The sequence below is a fragment of the Salinarimonas sp. genome (assembly GCF_046292825.1).
Classification (GTDB): Bacteria; Pseudomonadota; Alphaproteobacteria; order Rhizobiales; family Beijerinckiaceae; genus Salinarimonas.
In genome coordinates this window covers 113,442-131,737 of sequence record NZ_JBKBQG010000005.1, presented here as the reverse complement: position 1 = coordinate 131,737, position 18,296 = coordinate 113,442, and the positions used below count along the sequence as shown (strand labels likewise).

Here is an 18,296-nt window from a genome sequence, read left to right as displayed (position 1 = left end):
CTTGACGTGCGGTTGGAATTTGACATCCACTGTGCACGGATAAAAAGCGATCAGCCCCGGCGCCTCGAAGCGGCCGGGGCTTTTCTTTGGGCCGTGGGGGCCCGGGCGCGGCGATCGGGCAACCCGGCGCCGCGCCCCTCAGATATCTCCCTCCGGGATGTGAAATTAAGGGACCGTTTGGCCGCCCCACAGCCCCGCGGGTGCGCTGCTCCCGGGTTTTTGCCAGTAAGGCTGGGGCCGATTTCAGGGTTGACGGGGTTGACCATGGCGACAACCGGGGTTGACGCAATCTGGTGGACCGTGAGCCAGATCGCGGAGCGCGACGGCGTCTCGAAGCAGGCGATCTCGAAGGCGGTCGCGAAGCTCGCCGATAGCGGACTGGAGGTCAGGCGCAACGCGCAGGACCGCGTCTCGCTGGTCAACGTGGTCGACTTCGACCGCAAGCGCGGGCGGTACGCCGATCCGTCGAAGGCACAGGCGCCGGCGGCGCGCGGGCGGGGTCGCGAGCGCGATGAGAGCGGCGGCGACAGCTACGACGAGGCGCTGCGGCAGAAGACGTGGCTCGAGGCTGAGATGAAGCGCCTCGCCCTCGCCGAGCAGCGCGGGTCGCTGGTTCGGATCGAGCGGCTCGAGGAGGCGGTTGAAGCGGCGTTGGAGGCGATCGTGCGTGTCGTCGATCGCCTGCCGAACGCCACCGACGATCTCGCGACTGCGGTCGCGCGCGAAGGGGCTCACGGCCTGCGGGTGGCTCTGCGCAAGAAGGCATCTGCGATGCGCCACGAGATCGCCGCGGCTTTGCAGGAGATGGCTGCCGAGCAGCCGAAGCACGACGAAGAGGATCACGAGGGGATCGGGGGGCGATGAACCATCCGAACCCGCTGCGTCTGATCTTCGAGCGGCTCGCCCAGGGCGTCGAGCCGCCACCGCCGATGCCCCTTTCGAAATGGCTCGCGCAAAACCTCGTCCTCGTCGACGGGCCGCTAGCCGGCGAGATGTGGAATGCCGAGACGGCGCCCTACCTCGTCGAGATTGCGGACCGGCTGTCCGACGACGACCCGTGCACAACGGTCACAATCCGCAAGAGCCAGCAGACCGGCGCCTCGATCCTGGCCTTCGGCTGGTGCCTGTACGTCGCCGAGCGAGAGCCCGCGAACCTGCTTTATGCCGTGCCGGGGATCGACGCGCTGCGCGATCTCAACGCGGGTAAGCTCCAGCCGCTGATCGACGCTTGGCAACGGCGATCCGGCAAGACCGTGATCGTGCCGCAGACGTCGCGGTCCGGATCGGGCTCGACGACTTACGAGAAGGTATTCCCCGGCGGCCGCCTATGGCTCGGCAACGCCAACGCAGTCATGGACCTCTCGTCGAAGACGGCCAAGAAGGGCGTCAAGGACGAACTGTCTAAGTGGCAGGACATCCCGACCCACGGCGACCCGGAGACGCTCTTCTTCGGCCGCTTCACCGCGTTCCGGCGCACGAAGAGCTACAAGATACTGGAGATATCCACGCCAGAGGTCGATTCTGGCGACGAACTCGGCGAGGAGCCTGGGCACTGTCGCATCGATCGACAGTTCCGGCGCTCCGATCAGCGCTTCTGGAACATCGCCTGCCCCGAATGCGGCGGGCTCTTCGTCCACCAGATCGACCGCCTGCGCATCGATCGCGAGCACCCTCACCGCACCCGGTACGCCTGTCCGCACTGCTCGCACGAGCTGACCGAATCGGAGCGGGTGGCTGCGGTGCGGAACGGGCGCTGGATCGCGAGCGTCGAGGATCCGGACAGGCATCCGGGCTACCATATCGACGCCTTCGTCTCGCTGATGATGAGCTACGAGGCCATCGCCGAGGATGCGATCAAGGCCGAGAAGTCGGAGAAGGCGCAGAAGGACTTTCACAACCTCGTCCTCGGCCTGCCCTACAAGTACCGCGGCGACGCGCCGGATCACGAGCGCTTGATGGAGCGGCGCGAGGACTACCCGGAGAACGTCATTCCAGCCGAAGGGCTCATCCTCACGGCCGGCGCCGACGTTCAGCATTCCGGGATCTGGGTCGAGGTGGTCGCCTGGGCTCAGAACCGCCAGAGCTGGACGATCACCACCCGCTTCATCGGCGGCGACACGTCCGACCCGGCGAAGGGCGCCTGGCAGGCGCTGGTCGAGCTGCTCGACGAGCGCTTCCCGGATGCCTTCGGCGGCTTCCGGACGATCGACATGATGGCGGTCGACGCGGGCGACGGCGGGCGCGCGAACGCGGTCTACAACTGGGTGCGGCGCCGTCCTCGCGCGATGGCGATCAAGGGCGTCTCGGGATGGTCCGCGCCGTTCATCGGCTCGCCGACGAAGGTCGACGTGAAGGAGAACGGCAAGAAGGTACGCCGCGGCGTCATGGTTTGGCCTGTCGGCACCTGGTCGTTGAAGTCGGAGCACTACACGCAGCTTCGAAAGAAGGGGCGCGCTGCCGGCGAGGAGCAGGACCCGGACGGTTACTGCCATTTCGGCATGTTCCTCGACGTGAACTACTTCAAGCAGATCACGTCGGAGTATCTCGAAGACGAAACCTTTAGGGGCAGAACCCAAAAGGTTTGGAAGCAGAGCGGAGAAAACCACCTCCTCGACTGCCGCGTCTACGCTATGGCGATGGCCGAGCATCTCGGCCTGAGCCGCAACACGCCGGATCAATGGGCCCGACTCCGAGCCGATCGCGGAACGCCGCCCGCGGCGGTCGCGGTCGACCTCGTCGCGCCGGAGCCGGTCCGCGTCGCTGCGGCCGCTCCGGAGCCGCAGCCGCCTCGCTCGAGCGGCCCCTCGTTACGAGACAGGATCAGGAACAGGCGATGACGCTGTGGGGGCGCTTCAGGGAGGCCGTGTCCGGCCGTTCGCGGGATCTCCCCGCGAGCGTCGACGCGCGTCCTTCGCCTCGCGCGGGGTACATGCGCGACACGGGCTCGCGCATCCTCGCCTCGCGATCCTCCTCGCTGCGCGAGCATCGCGAGGACGTTCGCGCGGTCTGGGGCCGCTCGGCCGCGCTCGCGATGGACCTCATCCAAAACTCGGGGCGACTGCGCGGCGCTGCGGATCAGGTGATCGCCGACACGGTGGGCTCTGAGCTGACGCTCAACCCCCAGCCGGACCCCGCGACGATGGCGGCGCTGGGGTATACCCCGGCCGAGACGGCGGAATTCATACGCATCGTGAAGGCGCGGTGGAAGCGCTGGGCGTGGAACCCGGCCGAGTGCGACTATCGCGGCAAGTTCACGGTCGCGCAGATGATCGACATCGGCTTGCGCTGGCACATGGCCTTCGGCGAGGTGACCGGGCTCCTCACCTATTTCAGCCCGGCCGAGCGGCGTCGCTATGGGGTCACGTCGGGCACGAAGGTTCTGATGGTGCCGCCGCCGCGGCTCGTGCAGGACACCGATTCGATGCAGCGCCTGTTCCAAGGCGTGCTGCACGACGAGCGCGGGCGTCCCGTCGCCTATCGTTTCGAGGAAGCGCTCGCCGGCAGCTTCAAGACGAAGCGCGATTATCCGGCGCGGGATCGTGACGGGCGGCCTATCGTGCTGCACGTGTTCGACCCCGTCGACGCGACCGACGTGCGCGGCATATCGGTGCTCGCGAGCGGATTCCGCAAGTTCCTCCAGTCGGAGACGCTCGACGACGCCACGCTGCAGACCGCGATCCTGCAGACCGTGTTCGCCGCCGTGCTGACGAGCCAGCTTCCGAGCGGCGAGGCCTTCGAGGCGATCGAGGCCATCAAGGACGGCGGCGCGGATGTCGCAAAGGATCTTCTTGCCGTGATCGGCGGGCAGATCGACCGCGCGATCGATTCGCCGGTGAGCGTCTCCAGCGATCCGGTCGTGTCGCACCTCGCACCCGGCGAGAAGCTCGAGATGATGAGCGCGGGCACGCCGGGCGGGCAGTATCTGCCGTTCTCGAAGGCGCTCGCGCGCGACATGGCCCGCGCGATCGGGATCTCGTACGGCTCGCTGACGATGGATTACGAGGGCGCGACCTATTCCTCGACGCGGATGGAGAATGCCTCGATATGGCCCGTCGCGGTGCGGCGTCGCGAGCGGATCGCGGGCCCGCAGGCGCAGGGCATCTACGAGGCTTGGCTCGACGAGGAGATCGGCGAGAGGCGCATTCCCTTGCGGGGCGGCTACGAGGCCTTCGAGGCGAACCGGGACGCGATATCTTGGGCGCAATGGCAGGGCCCCGCGAAGCCGACGGCCGACGACGAGAAGTCCGCCAAGGCGGCGAGCGAGCGGCTGAAGAACGGCACATCCTCGATAGAGATCGAGGCGGCCGAGCTGGGCCGCGATCCCGACGAGCTGCGCGAGCAGCGGCTGCGGGAGCACACGTGGTATCTGGAGAACGGGATGGCCTCGCCCTACGCGGCGGCGCCCGCTCCTGCGCCGGCACCGGCTCCCGCGCCTGAAGGATCGGGGGGGAGCGCGTGAGCACCGTTCGCATCAACGGCCAGGACGTCGACGCGACCGACCCGTGTGCGCTGCATGCGGCGCTCTACCCGGTCTACCTCAAGATCCTCGCCGGCGAGGCCCATGCGAGCCTGTCGTTTCGCGATCGGTCGATCAGCCTGAAGGGCGCGAGCCTCGCCGAGCTGAAAGAAGCGCTGGAGGATCTCGCCCGCCAGTGCGCCGCCAAGAGCGGCGTCCGGCGCCGCTTCGCGAAGCGCGTCCGCTTCGTCTGACCAAGAGGACACGATGAGCGTTCTTCTTCACATCGCCGAGCGGCTGCTCGGGCGACCGCTGCTCGTGCACCCGGACAAGGTGCCGTTCATCCTCGCCGTGCTCGAAGGGCGTCTGCCGATCGTCGGCGACGTCGCGCCCCTCGTGCGGGTGGCCGAGACGAACCTGCTCGAGCTGCCGGAGCCGGCGCGCGAGCTGATCGCGAAGGGAACGCCCTCCGCGTCGCGGTTCGTTGGTAACGCGCTCGACAGCGACCCGGAGACGGGTTCGGTCAAGGGCCTTCCCTACAAGCGCCACGACGGCGTCGCGATCATACCCGTCCTCGGCGGTCTGGTGAACCGGGGTCTCAACCTGCAGCGTTCGTCGACCGGGCCGCAATCCTACGAGGCGATCAAGTATCAGTTGCAGGCGGTCGCGAACGATTCCCGCGCGCATGCGGTGATCCTCGATATCGAGAGCCCGGGGGGCGAGGCCGTCGGCGCCTTCGAACTCGCCGCGGCGGTGCGCGATCTCGCCGCGCGCAAGCCCGTGACCGCGGTGATCAACGGCATGGCGGCGAGCGCGGCCTATGCCATCGCATCGGGCGCGACCGAGATCGTGACGACGCCGACGGGCGTGTCAGGCTCGATCGGCGTCGTGCTCCTGCACGCGGATTACTCGCGCCAGCTCGATCGCGAGGGCATCACGCCGACGCTGATCTTCGCCGGCGCGCACAAGGTGGACGGCAACCCCTTCGAGCCGCTGCCTGCCGATGTGCGGGCCGATCTCCAGGCCGAGGTGAACGGCTTCTACGACCAGTTCGTCGACACCGTCGCCAAGGGCCGGCGCCTGATGACCCCGGATCGCATCCGCGGAACCGAGGCGCGCACCTTCGTCGGCGCGGAAGCCGTCCGCGCCGGTCTCGCTGATCGCCTGGGCACCTTCGAAGAGGTGCTCGCCAAGCTGACTGCCCGGGCACGAGCCGCGGGTCCTTCGCAGACCACAAGGAGCGCTTCCATGAGCGACAACAACGGCGCGCCCGCGGCCGATTCCCCGGCGGGCACCGTCACCCGAGCCGAGCACGAGGCGGGGATCGCCGCGGCGCGCGCGCAAGGTGCGGAGGCGGAGCGCATGCGCCTCGCCGCGATCCTCGGTGCCGAGGGCGTGCGGGGCGATGCGGCGCGCATGGTCGCGGCGATGGAGCTCGCGACGCAGTCGCCGGGGATGGCGGCCGAAGCGGTGACGGGCTTCGTCACCAAGAACGTCGCCGCCGGCGCCGCCGCGCGTGTCGACTATCCGCAGCGGCGCCTCGAGGCGCAGGCGCTCGCGCTCCCCGGCCCGGGCGCCCAGGGCGGCAAGACCGCCTCCCTCGACCCCCGCGACATCTACGCCTCTCGCCGCTCGGCGCAGAGCCACTGAGGAGGGCCTGATCCATGAACACGCTGAACGAGGGGCCTCGCGACCTCGCATTCCTCCTGAGCGAGGGCAACGGCAGCGTCTCGCGCGACGTGCGCACGATCGCCGCCGGCGCGGGCGTCCTCGCCGCGGGAACGGTGCTCGGCACCATCACCGCCAACGGCAAGTTCGTGGCCTCCCCCAACGCGGAGGTCGAAGGCTTGGAGGGCGCCGAGGTGGCGCGCGCCATCCTCGCCTATGGCGTCGACGCGACCAGCGCCGACGTGCAGGCCGTCGTGATCGACGGCGTCGGCGGCGTCGAGGTCAAGGGCCCGATGCTGCTCTTCCATCCGTCGGTCGACAACACGACCAAGCGCAACGCCAAGCTCGCGCAGCTCCGCGCGGCCGGCATCAAGTCCCGCTGAGGAGGTTTTCATGCCCATGGGATTGGACATCTGGAGCGGGGATGCCTTCACGCTCCAGACCTTGACGGCTGCCGTCAACAAGCAGCCCTACCGGCCGGGGCAGATCTCCGCGCGCGGCATCTTCGAGGAGGATGGCGTCTCGACGACGACCGTCTCGATCGAGATGCGCGACGGCAAGCTCGGCCTCGTCGAGCCCTCGCAGCGCGGCGGCCCCGGCGAGACGATCGATGACGACACCCGCTCGCTCGTGCCCGTGACGATCCCGCACTATCAGCGCGACGACTCGGTGCTCGCCGACGAGGTGCAGAACGTGCGCGAGTTCGGCAGCATGTCCGCGCTCGAGCAGATCCAGGACCGCGTCAATCGCAAGGCGGCGCGGCATGCCCAGGACCTGACGATGACGCTGGAGCACCAGCGCATCGGGGCCATCAAGGGCATTGTGATGAGCAAGAGCGGCGGCACGTTGCTCAACCTGTACCAGCGCTTCAGCGTTCCGGTGCCGAACGCGGTTTCCCTCGATGTCGCCAACGCCGATGCCGATGTGATCGGCATCTTGCAGGGCGTGCAGTATTCGATCGAGGACGCCTTCGACGAGGACGCCACCTATACCGGGCTGCACGTCTTCAGCGGGCGAGATCTGCACACTCAGCTGTGGCGCCACCCGCAGGTGCAGAAGACGTTCCTCTATCACGCGGGCGCGGAGATCCTTCGCGAAGACGTGCCGGAGGTCTACAAGCTCGGCGCCTTCACCTTCGAGCGTTATCGGACCGGCGTGAAGGCCACCGCCGATGCCGGTGCGGCTTATATCGCGCCCAACGAGGCGCGGGTGGTGCCGCTCGGCGTGCCGGACCTGTTCCAGACCCGCTTCGCGCCCGCGGATTACGAGGAGACCGTGAACACGATCGGTGTCCCGTTCTACGTCAAGCAGTGGGCGCGTCCCGACGACAAGGGCCGGCATCTGCAGGTGCAGATGAACGCCATGTCCTGGTGCACGCGTCCGCAGGTGCTGCGGCGGCTCACGATCGGCGCCTGATCCGCGCCGATCTCCTTCACGCTCTCGCCGGCGGTCTTCGAGCCGCCGGCTCTTCGGAGGCGCGCATGTCCAAGATGATGACGATCAAGGCGCGGGATACGCTGCTGATCCCCGGCGAGATCCTGAGCAAGCCGGAGCCCGTTCGCGTGGACCCGCAGGGCACGATTCGCGTGCCTGCCGATTACGGCAATCACCTGGTCCACGACCGCTTCGCCGATGCCGTGCCGGAGCGCGCGCGCCCGGCCAAGGCCGAGGACGAGAAGAAGGGTGGCGGCGAGAGCTGACGGCCTCCTCCCATGCTGAAAGTCGACGCCGCGCAGCTCGCCGATCTCGCGAAGGTTCAGCGCGAGGCGGGGAAGCACGCCCCGAAGGTGATCGCGCGCGGGCTGAACCATTCCGGCGATCGCGGGTGGACCGCCGTCCGCAAGACGCTCGCCAAGCAGATGGGCGTCAAGAACAAGACGATCACCGAGGGGCTCACCCGTCGCAAGGCGACGCCCGCGCGGCTCGAGTACGTGATCTCTGGCCGCGGCGGCTTTCTTCCGCTGCGTGATTTCGGTGCTCGCCAGACCGCGCAGGGCATCAGCGCCGCGCCTTGGGGCAAGCGACGCGTCTTCAAGTCCACCTTCATCGTTCCGAAGATCGGCGGACACGGGTTCCGCCGCTCGGGCAAGACGCGGCTCCCGATCGTCAAGCTCTGGGGTCCGTCGATCCCTGGCGAGATGTTGAAGGACGCCACTCTCCATGCCTGGAAGACGACCGTGGTGGATAGGATCGGCGACCGCATCGCGCACGAGCTCGCGCGCCTGGTCGCCTCGGGCAAGGGGGCGGGATCGTGAGCGTCGACTTCGAGCGCATGCTCGCGCCGATGATGGACGCCTTCGCTCGCGAGGTGACCTATACGGCGCCCGGCGGCGAGCCGGTCGCGCGGCGCGGCGTGTTCGATCGCGACCACCAGCGCGCCTTCGACGGCAACGGCGTGTACCACAGCGCGGCGGTGTCGAAGCTGGGCATCCGCCTTTCCGAATGGTCTCCGCGGCCGGCGCATAGGGGCGTCGTCGTGGTGCCCGGTGAGGGCACCTACACCATCCACGATATCGAGGCCGATGCCGAAGGCGCGGCCGATCTCATCCTGAGGAAGGTCTCGTGACGCATAAGGCCGCGCTGCGCATGCGCACGAAGACGCTGATCGAAGCCGCGGGCATCCTGCCGGCGATGCGTGTCGCGGTCTCTCGCTATGTCCCGACCACCGATGAGGCACTGCCCTTCGTCCTGATCTACACGCCGCGCGAGACGATGGGCGCGGACGGCGACGCGCGCAGCGGGGTTCCCGCTTTCGTCAGCACCGTCGCGCTCTCGATCGTCGCGCGCGTTCGGGTCGCCAGCGAGGATCTTCTCGACGCCGCGCTCGACGCGCTCGAGGCCGCGATCTACGCCGCGACCATCAAGAACCCGGCATGGTGGGGTGACGACGTCGAGGGCGTCGAGAGCATCGACGTCGACACCGAAGCCGGCGAAACGGACGGGATCGTCGGGCAGGTGAGCATGAGCATGAGCGTGCTCTACCGCGTCGACTTCCCGCCGGATGTCGACGACGATCTCGACGTGGTCGCCGTTTCCCGTGCCGGAGGCGGCGGGGCCTTCATCGACAATCTGAAGGGGGAGTGACCCATGTATCGGCTCCTGCAGCCGGTAGAATCGCGCCTCGTGCCCGATCCTGCGAGCGGCGCGCCGCTTCCGCCGGAGGGGCTCCAGGTGCGGATCACGGCGTATTGGCGGCGGCGCCTGGCCGAGGGCGTCGTCCGCCTCGTCGGCGAGCCCGGCTTGTCCGGGTCCGTCGTGCCGATCGTCGTTCCGGAGGGATGGCGCGAGCTGCCTTGGACGCAGCGAGCCGGCGACGGGCCGTCACTGCGCAGTATCGCGGCATCCCTGTCCGCGACCCCCATCATCACCCGTGACGATGCCGTCGCCGCGATCGAAGCGGAGCTGGCGCGGCGCAGCGAGGAGACGTGAGCATGGTCAGCTTCAATCGCATCCCTTCGAATTTCCTCCTGCCTCTCGCCTGGATCGAGTTCGACGGGTCGCAGATGGGCACGCCTCAGTCCATCGGCCGCGCGCTGGTGATCGGCACGATGCGCGCGCAGGGGTCGGCGACGCCAGGCGTGCTCGTGCCGATCGGCTCCGCCGATACGGCTGCGGGTCTCTTCGGCGCGGGCGCACAGATCGGCGCGCAGGTGCGCGCCTTCCGCCGCAACAACCTGGTGCAGGAGCTGTTCGCCCTCCCGGTCCTCGAGCCCGCGGACGGGACGGCGGCGACGGGCTCGATCGTGGTCACGGGTCCCGCGACCGCCGCCGGCACGATCGCGCTCTACATCGACGACGATCGCCCTCTGCGCGTCGGCGTCGTGCCGCAGGAGAGCGCGGCCTCGATCGCGACGAAGATCGCGGCGGCCATCAGCGCTGCGACGCAGCTGCCCGTGTCCGCATCGGCCGAGGCCGGCACCGTGACGCTCACGGCGAAGTGGAAGGGCCTCACGGGCAACGACATCCCCGTCTTCGTGAACTATCGCGGAGCGGTGGCCGGCGAGGCCCTTCCCGACGGCGTGACGCTGACGATCACCGCCATGAGCGGAGGCGCGGGCGTCCCGGACGTCGCCGCCGCGCTGGACGCGATCGGCGAGGAGCCCTTCGAGACGATCGCGAGCGCCTTCGCCGACGACGCGAGCCTCGACGTCTACGACGAGGTTTGGGGCGACGGCGACGAGGGGCGTTGGGGTTGGCTGCTGCAGCTCTATGGCCACGTCTACACCGCGCGCCGCGCCGGCTACGCGGACCACATCGCCCATGGTGCGACCCGCAACGGGCCGCATGTGACCGTCTTCAGGCTCGAGGCTGACTTCCCGAACTCGCCGTGGATCTCCGCCGCGGGATCGGTGGGGCAGATCCTCCGCTCGGTGGTCAACGATCCGGCTCGTCCGCTTCACACGCTCCCGGTCGTGGGCCTCTTGTCGCCGCGTCCGGAGAGCCGTTTCGGCGTCACCGAGCGGAACGCGCTCGCGTCGAACGGTGGGGCCACGCTCGCCGTCTCGGCCGGCACGGTGCAGATCGAGGCGCCGGTGACGACCTACCGGCTGAACGCCTTCGGTCTCCCCGACAACGGCCTGCGCTTCGTAGAGCCGCTGCACACCGTCGCCGCCGTGCTCCGCCGGCTGCGCCTGGCGATCACGACGAAGTACGGCCGGCACAAGCTCGCCAACAACGGCGTGCGGGTGCCGCCGGGCCGGGCGATCGTGACGCCTAACACCATCCGCGCCGAGCTGGTGGTGGAGTACGAGCGCCTCGAGGAGGAAGAGGGGCTCGTCGAGAACTCGCGCGCGTTCAAGGAAAACCTCGTCGTCGAGCGCGACACCAGCAATCCGGATCGGGTGAACGTGCTCTATCCACCGGACGTCATAAACCAGCTGCGCGTGCTCGCGGTCCTCGCGCAGCCGCGCCTCCAGAGCCAGAACGCGACCGCCTGACGGGCCAACACGGGGGATTGAACCATGGCACGAAATCGTATCGGCGGCGTCGCTTACATCAAGGTGGACGATCGCCAGATCGCGCTTCGCGGTGGGCTCACCGTCTCGGTCGACGGCTTCGAGCGCGAGGGCGTCGCGGGTCAGGACGGGGTGCACGGCTACACCGAGAAGCCGCGCGTCCCGTTCATCGAATGCGACGTCACCACCACCGCGGAGGCGTCGATGGACTTCCTCCGCTCTATCGTGAACGCGACCGTCACGGCGGAGCTCGCCAACGGCAAGACCTATGTCCTGCGCGACGCCTGGACCGCCGGCGCGCGCGAGATCAACGCCGAGGAGGGCATGGTCAACGTGCGCTTCGAGGGCATGAGCGGAACGGAGCTGAGCTGACATGTCCGAAGCCAAGATCGTCGCCGCTGAGGTGAAGCTCGCCAAGCCCGTCCAGGCTCACGGCGAGCCCGTGGACACGCTGCGCTTTCGCGAGCCGACGGGCGCGGACATCGCCAAGGTCGGCTTCCCAATGTCCTTCGGCGCCGACGGCTCCGCGACCTTCGACGGCCCAAAGATGTCGGCGATGATGGCCGCTCTCGCGGACGTGCCGCCGAGCACGATCAAGGCGCTGTCCGCCCGCGATTGGGTCGCTTGCGCGGCCGTCCTCGGCCCTTTCTTCGGCGATTGAGCGCGGACGTCGTCGACGTCTGCTTCGACCTGTCGGCGGCCTGGGGGCGCGGCATGAGCGTGTCGCGCCCTCCGGAGATATTCCTCGCCATGACCGCATCCGAGCTCGCGCGCGAGACCGCGCAGCTCGAGCGCGTCGCCCAGATCCTCGCGCCAGATCGCGCGCCCTGACCCGCCCCGCCCGGAGCCTTCACCATGACGGAGAAACGCGAGGCGAAGCTCGTCGTCTCCGCGCAGGACAACGCGTCGCGTCCGCTCGCGAGGATCGGCCAGAACCTGGCCAATCTCGGGCGCCGCGCCGGGCTCGCGCGCCTCGGGCAGCAATTCGGGAACGTGCGGCGCGCGCTCGGCGGCGTAGCGGGTGCGGCGGGTGGCGCGGTTCGCGCGCTCGGCTCGCTTCTCGGGCTCTCCGGCGGCGCGGGTCTCGCCGGCCTCGTGATGGGCCTGCGCAACTCGGCCGGCGAGCTCGACAAGCTCGCGAAGATCGGCCGCGATCTCGGCATGCCGGTGCAGGAGCTGCGGCAGCTCGGCTACATCAGCGGCATGGTGGGTGTCGATGTCGGTGCGCTGCATGGTGCGCTCCGGAATTCCGCCCGCGGCTTCGACCAGATGCGCAACGGCGTCGGTCGTCTGCATGGGCAGCTGCGCAACACGAACCCCGAGCTGCATCGGCAGCTGATGGCCGCGCGCGATTCGCCAGAAGCCTTCGGCCTCATGCTCGACGCCATCCGTCAGACCGGCACCGAAGCCGAGAGGATCCGCCTCTCCGAAATGTTCTTCGGCTCGGCCGAGATGGTTCGCATCGCCACCATGTCGGTCGAGGAGATGCGCGACCTGCGGGCGGAGGCGGATCGCATCATTGGGCAGGTGACGGACGATCAAGCCAGTGCCGTCGAGGCCTACAACGATGCCGTCGGCAAGCTCGGCGAGGCCTTCAAGGGTCTCTCCGACGCGATCGCGGTCGATCTTCTGCCGGCGCTCACGCCGATGGCGAGCCAATTCGCCGAGTGGGTGGCTGCGAACCGCGAATTCCTCGCGCTCAACGTCTCCGAGACGGTGCAGAAGATCGCGGCCGCCGTCGCGGCCGTGGACTGGGCCGGCTTCGCTCGAGGCGTGGGCAATGCCTTCACGATCATGGATCGCTTCGCCGGCATGGTCGACGGGTGGTCGAATGTCGTCATCGGGCTCACCACGGTCGCCATGTGGCCGCTGGGGAAAGCGATCGCCGTGGTGGCCTTAGAGATGGGCAAGCTTGCGGCGGTCATCCTCGCCAACCCGATCGGCATCGCCGCGACGGCCATCGCGGGCCTCGCGCTGGTGATCTGGCGGAACTGGGAGGATCTCGGGCCACGCTTCGCGGGTCTCTGGAGCAGCCTCGGCGACATGGCCGGCGGCTTCGTCGACATCTTCAAGGCCCTGATGACGGGCGACCTCGTCGGCGCCGCGCAGGGCGTGATTCGGATGTTCACGGGGTGGAAAGACGCTTGGTTGTCCGTCTTCGACATCCTCGGCGGCATCGTGCGTGCTTTCGCGACCGAGATCGACGGCATTTTCGGGACCGATCTCGTCGGCGGCATCGACCGCATGAACGCCTTCTTCGCCGGCATCCCGGAGGTGTGGGGTCGGGCGATGTCTGCCGTGAGCGCAATGCTGAGCGCCTGGTGGGATCGCGAAAGCGTCGCGTTCTTCGGGGCGATAACGGTCGCCAGCGAGAAGCTCGCCGGCCTGTTCGATCAGCTGCATGGCGCCTGGGAACGCGCGTTGAACAGCGTGAAGGGCGCGCTGCAGGCCTTCGTCGGGTGGTTCGACGAGGTGTTCATCCGCCCGATCATGCGCGGCATCGACCGCATCACGGGCGCCTTCGACGGGGTGCGCAACGCCACCTCCTGGTTCTTCGGCGGCGCGGAGCCGGCGGCCGGCGCGGCGGAGGGCCGTGCCCGCGGCGGCCCGGTGTCGGGAGGCGTGCCCTACGAGGTGGGGGAGCGCGGGCGCGAGCTGTTCATCCCGGAGCAGGACGGGACGATCGTTCCCAACAATCTCCTGCGCCGCATGGTCGACAGCGGCGCCGTGCAGCGCGGGGGATCGGGCACGATCCAAGGTGCGGCGGAACTCAACGTGCGATTCGACAACGCGCCGCAGGGCATACGCGCCTCCGCCTCGAGCGACGGTCGCCTGTTCAGGCGAATCGCGCTCGACACCGGCCGCCGCATGAAGCCGGCATACGGGTGACCCGATGAGCTGGAGAAATCGTCTCCGCGCCGCGTCGTTCCGCGGGGTGCCGTTCCACGTCGAAGAGGTCGCGCAGAGTGGCGGGCGCTCGCTCGTCGAGCACGATTTTCCCAAGCGCGACGAGCCCTATTTCGAGGACATGCGGCGTCAGACGCGCCGGATGGTTGTCGTCGGCTACACGATCGGTCCGCTCTACGACATCCAGCGGTCCGCGCTTGTCGCCGCCTGCGAGGCAGAAGGCCCGGGGACGTTGGTGCACCCGACCCTCGGCGAGATCCTGGTGCGGTGCGAGTTCGTCGGGAACGTGGAGCGTCGCGAGGACGGCGGTTTCGCGCAGATCGACATGACCTTCGTCGAGGCCGGAGGCGATCCGGGCCCAACGACGTCGGTCTCGACCGCCGGCCTGATCGAGACCGCCGCGCGCGCCGCAGTGTCGGCGATCGTCGGCGCGTTGAATGGAGCCCTGCGATGAAGAGCGCGGACGTGGAAGCCTGCGTTCACGCGATCGGGGAGCGGCTCTCGCTCCTCGAGGATGCCGCGGATGGCCGGGGGCGCGCGGGCGCGGATCTCCGCCGCGCGCTCGGGCGGCTCCGCGCCGAGGCGGCCGGGCTCGTGCGCGGCGCGACCCTCGGCGAGCCGCTCGCCAGCGCGATGCGCCTTGCCTCCGCCGACGGGATCGACGCGCGCGACTGGCGTGGCATCCTCGCGCGTGCGGAAGGCCTCGCGCGACCGCAGCTCGGCACTCCCGCTTCGGCTGTGGCAACCGCCTTCGAGGGGCTCTGCCTCGTCGAGCTGGCGCGGGCGCTCGAGCGCGAGGAGCTGCGCTCCCGCGACGAAGCGCAAGCCCTGCTGCAGCGGCTGCGGGCGCTGTTCTCGGCCGCGGTCGAGCGCGCGGCCGATGCTCGCGATCAAGAGGCGTTCCGCGCTCTGCGCGGCCTGCAGGCTGCCACCATGCGCGCTCTCGAGGAGCGGGGACGTCCGCTCGCGCGCGTCGTGCGCCGCACCTTCGCCATCCGTCTGCCGAGCCTGGTGCTCGCTCAGCGGCTCTATCAGAACGCGGGCCGTCACGAAGAGCTGATCGGCGAGAACCGCGTGCGGCATCCGCTCTTCTGTCCCGAGACCGTTCAGGCGCTCTCGAAATGAGCCGCACGGCCACGATCACGATCGAGGGCACCGTCTTCGAAGGGTGGAAGGAGGTCGAGGTCTCACGCTCGCTCGACGACGCGGCGGCGAGTTTCTCGCTCGAGGTGACAGAAAAGGATTTCGGGGTGACCTTCGCCGCGGCGAGGATCTCGCCGGGCGACGGGTGCACCGTCCACCTCGACGGCATCCTCGCCGTGACCGGCTTCGTCGATGTCGTGCAGCGCGAGTTCAGCTCGTCCGACCATGGCGTTTCGGTGTCCGGACGATCGAAAACCGCAGACCTCGTCGACGCGACCCCGGACGTGCAGGGCGGCCAGTTCCAGGGATACGACGTCGCCGCGGTCTCCGGCGCCGTCGCCGAGGGTTTCGAGGCGGAGGTGAGCGTCGAGCTCGACGAATCCGAGCCGATCGAGGACGTGCAGACCTGGCCTGGCGAGACGGCCTTCCGCACGATCGAGCGCCTGGCGCGCCAACAGGGCGGCATCGTCACGGACGATCCGAGCGGGCGCCTCGTCGTCAAGCGCATCGACCCCGATGCGCCGCCCGTCGCAGCCCTCGTCGAGGGGCAGAACATCCTCGCGGCGAGCGCGACCTTCCGGGCCGACAAGCGGCACTCGGAAGTCATCGTGAAAGGCCAGCGGCCGGGCACGGACGAGGCTTTTGCCGAGGATGCCGCGCAGCTCGAGGCGCGCGTCATCGATCCCGCCGTGCGCCGCCATCGGCCGCTCGTGATTATCGCCGAGGAGCCCGGCGACCAAGCCGCCCTGCGGCGCCGCGCTGATTGGGAAGTCGCGCAACGAGCTGCCGAAGCGGTCGAGGCTCAGGTCTCGGTCGTCGGATGGACCTATGCGCCGGGCGCGCTCTGGACGCCAGGCGACGCCGTGCGGCTCACCTCGCCGATGCTCGCGGTCGACAGCGTGCTCGTGATCAAGAAGGCGACCTACACGCAGACCGTGAAGGGCGGCACCATCACCAGCATGACCCTCTGCCCTCCGGAGGCGCTGACGACGAAGCCGGCCAAGCCCGCCGGCCAGGCGCAGGGGCGGGGTCGCGACGGCCAGTCCTTCGCCCTGTCCGACAACTGGAACCTGTCCAAGCCGGTGGAGCCCGCGCGATGAGAGACGTCGATCCCGCTCGCCGCTCGCTGCTCGCGATCGCGCGTGGCGTTTTCCGACGCGCGACGCAGGGCAAGATGCAGCGCGTGCAGGCCGATCTCCTCGCGCGGGAGACGCGCGACATGGAATATGCCGAGCCTTACGGCCTCACCAGCGTGCCGCACGACGGCGCTGAGGTGATCGCCGTTGCGCCGGGCGGCAACCGGTCCCACCTCGTCGCGATCTGCGTCTCGGATCGCCGCTATCGCGTGCAGGGGCTCGAGAGCGGCGATGTCGCCCTCTACAACGACAAGGGCATGGTGGTGACGCTCGGCCGCGAGACGCTCACGATCGAGGCGCCGGCCGGCATGGAGATCGTCCAGCGCGTCGGCGGCGTCAGCGCCACGCTCTCGGAATCTGGGTTCGCGATCCAGGGGGGCACCGTCACTCACGACGGCGTGAACATCGGCGCGACGCACGTCCATGGCGGCGTCCAGCCCGGCGACGCCAACACCGACGTTCCGGTGGGCTGACATGACGGATTTCGTCACCGCAGGCGCGCCGGAGGCCGTCACCCTCGATTGGCTTCTCGCGCCGACGGGGCTGCCGGAGAGCGGGCGCGATCTCGAGAGCGCAATCGCGATTGCGCTCCTCACGGATGGGCTCGCGCGGCCCGACGATCGCCTGCCCCGCTTCGACGACGACGATCGCCGCGGCTGGTGGGCCGATCGCGACGCACGCGAGATCTGGGGCGCGCCGCCGATCGGAAGCCGCCTCTGGCTCTTGTCGCGCGAGAAGCGGATGCCGGAGGTGCTCGCGCGCGCCGAGCAATACGCCCGCGACGCGCTCGCCTTCTTGACCTCGCCCGAATCGCGGATCGCGACGCGCGTCGTCGTCGAGGCGAGCTTCTTCGGCGAGGCCGGGCTCGCGCTCGTCATCCGCATCGAGCGTGGCCAAGCGGACGCGATCGAGCTGCGATTTCAGGTCCTCTGGGACATATACGGGGGGTGATCGATGGCGTGGCAGATGCCGACGCTGGGCGAGGTGCGCCGGAGCGTGCGCGACGACGTCGCGGCGGAGCTCCCCGGAGCCGACGCACTGCCGCCCAACAGCAACATCCGCGTCATCGCGGATGCGAATGCGGGCCTCGCCTATCTGAACCTCCTGTTCCTCGAATGGCTCGCGCGGCAGCTGCTGCCCGACACGGCCGAGGCGGAGTGGCTCGATCGGCATGCCGAGATTTGGATCGGCGGCCGCAAGCCCGGCACCTTCGCCGGTGGCGAGGTCGAGATCTTCGGCAATCTCGGCGCGGTCGTGCCGGCCGGCGCGCGCCTGCGCGGCGCGGGCGCGGAGTACGAGACGCTCGAGGCCTCGATCATCGCGCAGAACGGCGGCGCGGTCGTCGTCCGCGCCCTCGACGCGGGCGCCGCCGCAAATGCGCTCGCCGGCGCGCGCCTCACCTTCGTGTCGGCGCTCTCCGGCGTGCAGGCGCAGGCGATCGTAGCCGAGGGCGGCCTCTCCGGGGGCGTCGACGAGGAGAGCGACGAGAGCGTGCGCGAGCGCGTGCTCTTCCGCATCCGCCGCCCGCCGATGGGCGGCGCGCCGCACGATTACGTTGCCTGGGCGCGCGCCGTCCCGGGCGTCTCCCGCGCCTGGGCGGCGCCGCGCGAGATGGGCGTCGGCACGGTCACCGTGCGGGTGATGATGGACGAGCTGCGTCTCCTCGAGGACGGCTTGCCCCGCCCCGCCGATCTCGACGCGGTGCGCGCCTATATCGAGGATCGGCGCCCGGTCGGAATGCGCGATCTGTTCGTGGTCGCCCCCATCCTCCAGCCCGTCGCGATCGCCATCCGCCGTATCGTACCCGACGGGCTCGCGCAGCGCGGCGCGGTCGAAGCGGCGCTCGCCGAGATGATCCGTCGGCGCCAGGCGCCCGGGCAGCCGATCCACCGCTCGTGGGTGTCGGAGGCGATATCGGCCGCGCCGGGCATCGTCTACCACGAGCTCGATTACGAGACGCAGGCGATGCCGTCGCCGGGTCACATGCCCGTGCTCGGCCCCGTGACCTACGGCTGATCACCCTTCGGAGAC

The 18,296-nt window shown here is 69.4% G+C and carries 23 protein-coding genes; all 23 read left to right on the top strand.

Annotated features, from left to right (window positions below):
* Nucleotides 1-249: 249 nt before the first annotated feature.
* The 23 genes from ACK4UM_RS04785 to ACK4UM_RS04675 all read left to right on the top strand — a co-directional run bounded on the left by ACK4UM_RS04785 (nt 250) and on the right by ACK4UM_RS04675 (nt 18,281).
* The gene (locus ACK4UM_RS04785; protein ID WP_409796371.1) at nt 250-864 is read left to right on the top strand and encodes a MarR family transcriptional regulator; all 615 of its coding nucleotides are present in this window, start codon (nt 250-252) and stop codon (nt 862-864) included.
* Nucleotides 861-2,837, top strand: a complete 1,977-nt coding sequence (locus ACK4UM_RS04780) for a phage terminase large subunit family protein (protein WP_409796369.1) — start codon at nt 861-863, stop codon at nt 2,835-2,837. Before ACK4UM_RS04785 ends, ACK4UM_RS04780 begins: the two co-directional genes overlap by 4 nt.
* Before the next feature lie 92 nt (nt 2,838-2,929).
* Nucleotides 2,930-4,459: a phage portal protein gene (locus ACK4UM_RS04775; protein ID WP_409796367.1), complete on the top strand. Its 1,530-nt coding sequence runs from the start codon at nt 2,930-2,932 to the stop codon at nt 4,457-4,459.
* Nucleotides 4,456-4,710, top strand: coding sequence for a hypothetical protein (locus tag ACK4UM_RS04770; RefSeq protein WP_409796365.1), 255 nt, complete (start codon nt 4,456-4,458; stop codon nt 4,708-4,710). Before ACK4UM_RS04775 ends, ACK4UM_RS04770 begins: the two co-directional genes overlap by 4 nt.
* A gap of 13 nt (nt 4,711-4,723) precedes the next feature.
* Nucleotides 4,724-6,106, top strand: a complete 1,383-nt coding sequence (locus ACK4UM_RS04765; protein WP_409796363.1) for a S49 family peptidase — start codon at nt 4,724-4,726, stop codon at nt 6,104-6,106.
* A gap of 14 nt (nt 6,107-6,120) precedes the next feature.
* Nucleotides 6,121-6,507, top strand: coding sequence for a head decoration protein (locus ACK4UM_RS04760; RefSeq protein ID WP_409796361.1), 387 nt, complete (start codon nt 6,121-6,123; stop codon nt 6,505-6,507).
* Between the two features lie 10 nt (nt 6,508-6,517).
* On the top strand, nt 6,518-7,540 hold the full coding sequence (locus ACK4UM_RS04755) for a major capsid protein (RefSeq protein WP_409796360.1): 1,023 nt from the start codon (nt 6,518-6,520) through the stop codon (nt 7,538-7,540).
* 74 nt (nt 7,541-7,614) lie between these two features.
* Nucleotides 7,615-7,824, top strand: a complete 210-nt coding sequence (locus ACK4UM_RS04750; protein WP_409796358.1) for a hypothetical protein — start codon at nt 7,615-7,617, stop codon at nt 7,822-7,824.
* A 12-nt stretch (nt 7,825-7,836) separates the two neighbouring features.
* The gene (locus ACK4UM_RS04745; RefSeq protein WP_409796356.1) at nt 7,837-8,379 is read left to right on the top strand and encodes a hypothetical protein; all 543 of its coding nucleotides are present in this window, start codon (nt 7,837-7,839) and stop codon (nt 8,377-8,379) included.
* Nucleotides 8,376-8,690, top strand: coding sequence for a hypothetical protein (locus ACK4UM_RS04740; protein WP_409796354.1), 315 nt, complete (start codon nt 8,376-8,378; stop codon nt 8,688-8,690). The genes ACK4UM_RS04745 and ACK4UM_RS04740 overlap by 4 nt, the downstream gene beginning before the upstream one ends.
* The gene (locus tag ACK4UM_RS04735) at nt 8,687-9,208 is read left to right on the top strand and encodes a hypothetical protein (RefSeq protein ID WP_409796352.1); all 522 of its coding nucleotides are present in this window, start codon (nt 8,687-8,689) and stop codon (nt 9,206-9,208) included. The genes ACK4UM_RS04740 and ACK4UM_RS04735 overlap by 4 nt, the downstream gene beginning before the upstream one ends.
* Nucleotides 9,209-9,211: 3 nt before the next feature.
* A complete protein-coding gene (locus tag ACK4UM_RS04730; RefSeq protein ID WP_409796350.1) occupies nt 9,212-9,553 on the top strand; it encodes a DUF2635 domain-containing protein in 342 nt (113 codons plus the stop codon).
* Between the two features lie 2 nt (nt 9,554-9,555).
* On the top strand, nt 9,556-11,061 hold the full coding sequence (locus ACK4UM_RS04725) for a phage tail sheath C-terminal domain-containing protein (protein WP_409796349.1): 1,506 nt from the start codon (nt 9,556-9,558) through the stop codon (nt 11,059-11,061).
* 24 nt (nt 11,062-11,085) lie between these two features.
* Entirely contained in the window at nt 11,086-11,451 is a 366-nt protein-coding gene (locus ACK4UM_RS04720) for a phage tail tube protein (RefSeq protein ID WP_409796347.1), read from the top strand.
* Nucleotide 11,452: 1 nt separating this feature from the next.
* Nucleotides 11,453-11,740: a phage tail assembly protein gene (locus ACK4UM_RS04715; protein WP_409796345.1), complete on the top strand. Its 288-nt coding sequence runs from the start codon at nt 11,453-11,455 to the stop codon at nt 11,738-11,740.
* The gene (locus ACK4UM_RS04710; protein WP_409796343.1) at nt 11,737-11,910 is read left to right on the top strand and encodes a hypothetical protein; all 174 of its coding nucleotides are present in this window, start codon (nt 11,737-11,739) and stop codon (nt 11,908-11,910) included. Before ACK4UM_RS04715 ends, ACK4UM_RS04710 begins: the two co-directional genes overlap by 4 nt.
* A 24-nt stretch (nt 11,911-11,934) precedes the next feature.
* Complete coding sequence (locus ACK4UM_RS04705; RefSeq protein WP_409796341.1) at nt 11,935-13,968, top strand: hypothetical protein; 2,034 nt, start codon at nt 11,935-11,937, stop codon at nt 13,966-13,968.
* Between the two features lie 4 nt (nt 13,969-13,972).
* Entirely contained in the window at nt 13,973-14,440 is a 468-nt protein-coding gene (locus ACK4UM_RS04700; RefSeq protein ID WP_409796339.1) for a DNA circularization N-terminal domain-containing protein, read from the top strand.
* The gene (locus tag ACK4UM_RS04695; protein WP_409796337.1) at nt 14,437-15,111 is read left to right on the top strand and encodes a hypothetical protein; all 675 of its coding nucleotides are present in this window, start codon (nt 14,437-14,439) and stop codon (nt 15,109-15,111) included. The genes ACK4UM_RS04700 and ACK4UM_RS04695 overlap by 4 nt, the downstream gene beginning before the upstream one ends.
* Entirely contained in the window at nt 15,108-16,229 is a 1,122-nt protein-coding gene (locus ACK4UM_RS04690) for a phage baseplate assembly protein (RefSeq protein ID WP_409796336.1), read from the top strand. Before ACK4UM_RS04695 ends, ACK4UM_RS04690 begins: the two co-directional genes overlap by 4 nt.
* The gene (locus ACK4UM_RS04685; RefSeq protein ID WP_409796333.1) at nt 16,226-16,738 is read left to right on the top strand and encodes a phage baseplate assembly protein V; all 513 of its coding nucleotides are present in this window, start codon (nt 16,226-16,228) and stop codon (nt 16,736-16,738) included. Before ACK4UM_RS04690 ends, ACK4UM_RS04685 begins: the two co-directional genes overlap by 4 nt.
* A gap of 1 nt (nt 16,739) precedes the next feature.
* Nucleotides 16,740-17,216: a phage GP46 family protein gene (locus tag ACK4UM_RS04680; RefSeq protein WP_409796330.1), complete on the top strand. Its 477-nt coding sequence runs from the start codon at nt 16,740-16,742 to the stop codon at nt 17,214-17,216.
* A 3-nt stretch (nt 17,217-17,219) separates the two neighbouring features.
* Nucleotides 17,220-18,281 carry a baseplate J/gp47 family protein gene (locus tag ACK4UM_RS04675; RefSeq protein ID WP_409796327.1) on the top strand — a complete coding sequence of 354 codons (1,062 nt, stop codon included), beginning with the start codon at nt 17,220-17,222 and terminating at the stop codon, nt 18,279-18,281.
* The last annotated feature ends 15 nt before the right edge of the window (nt 18,282-18,296 follow it).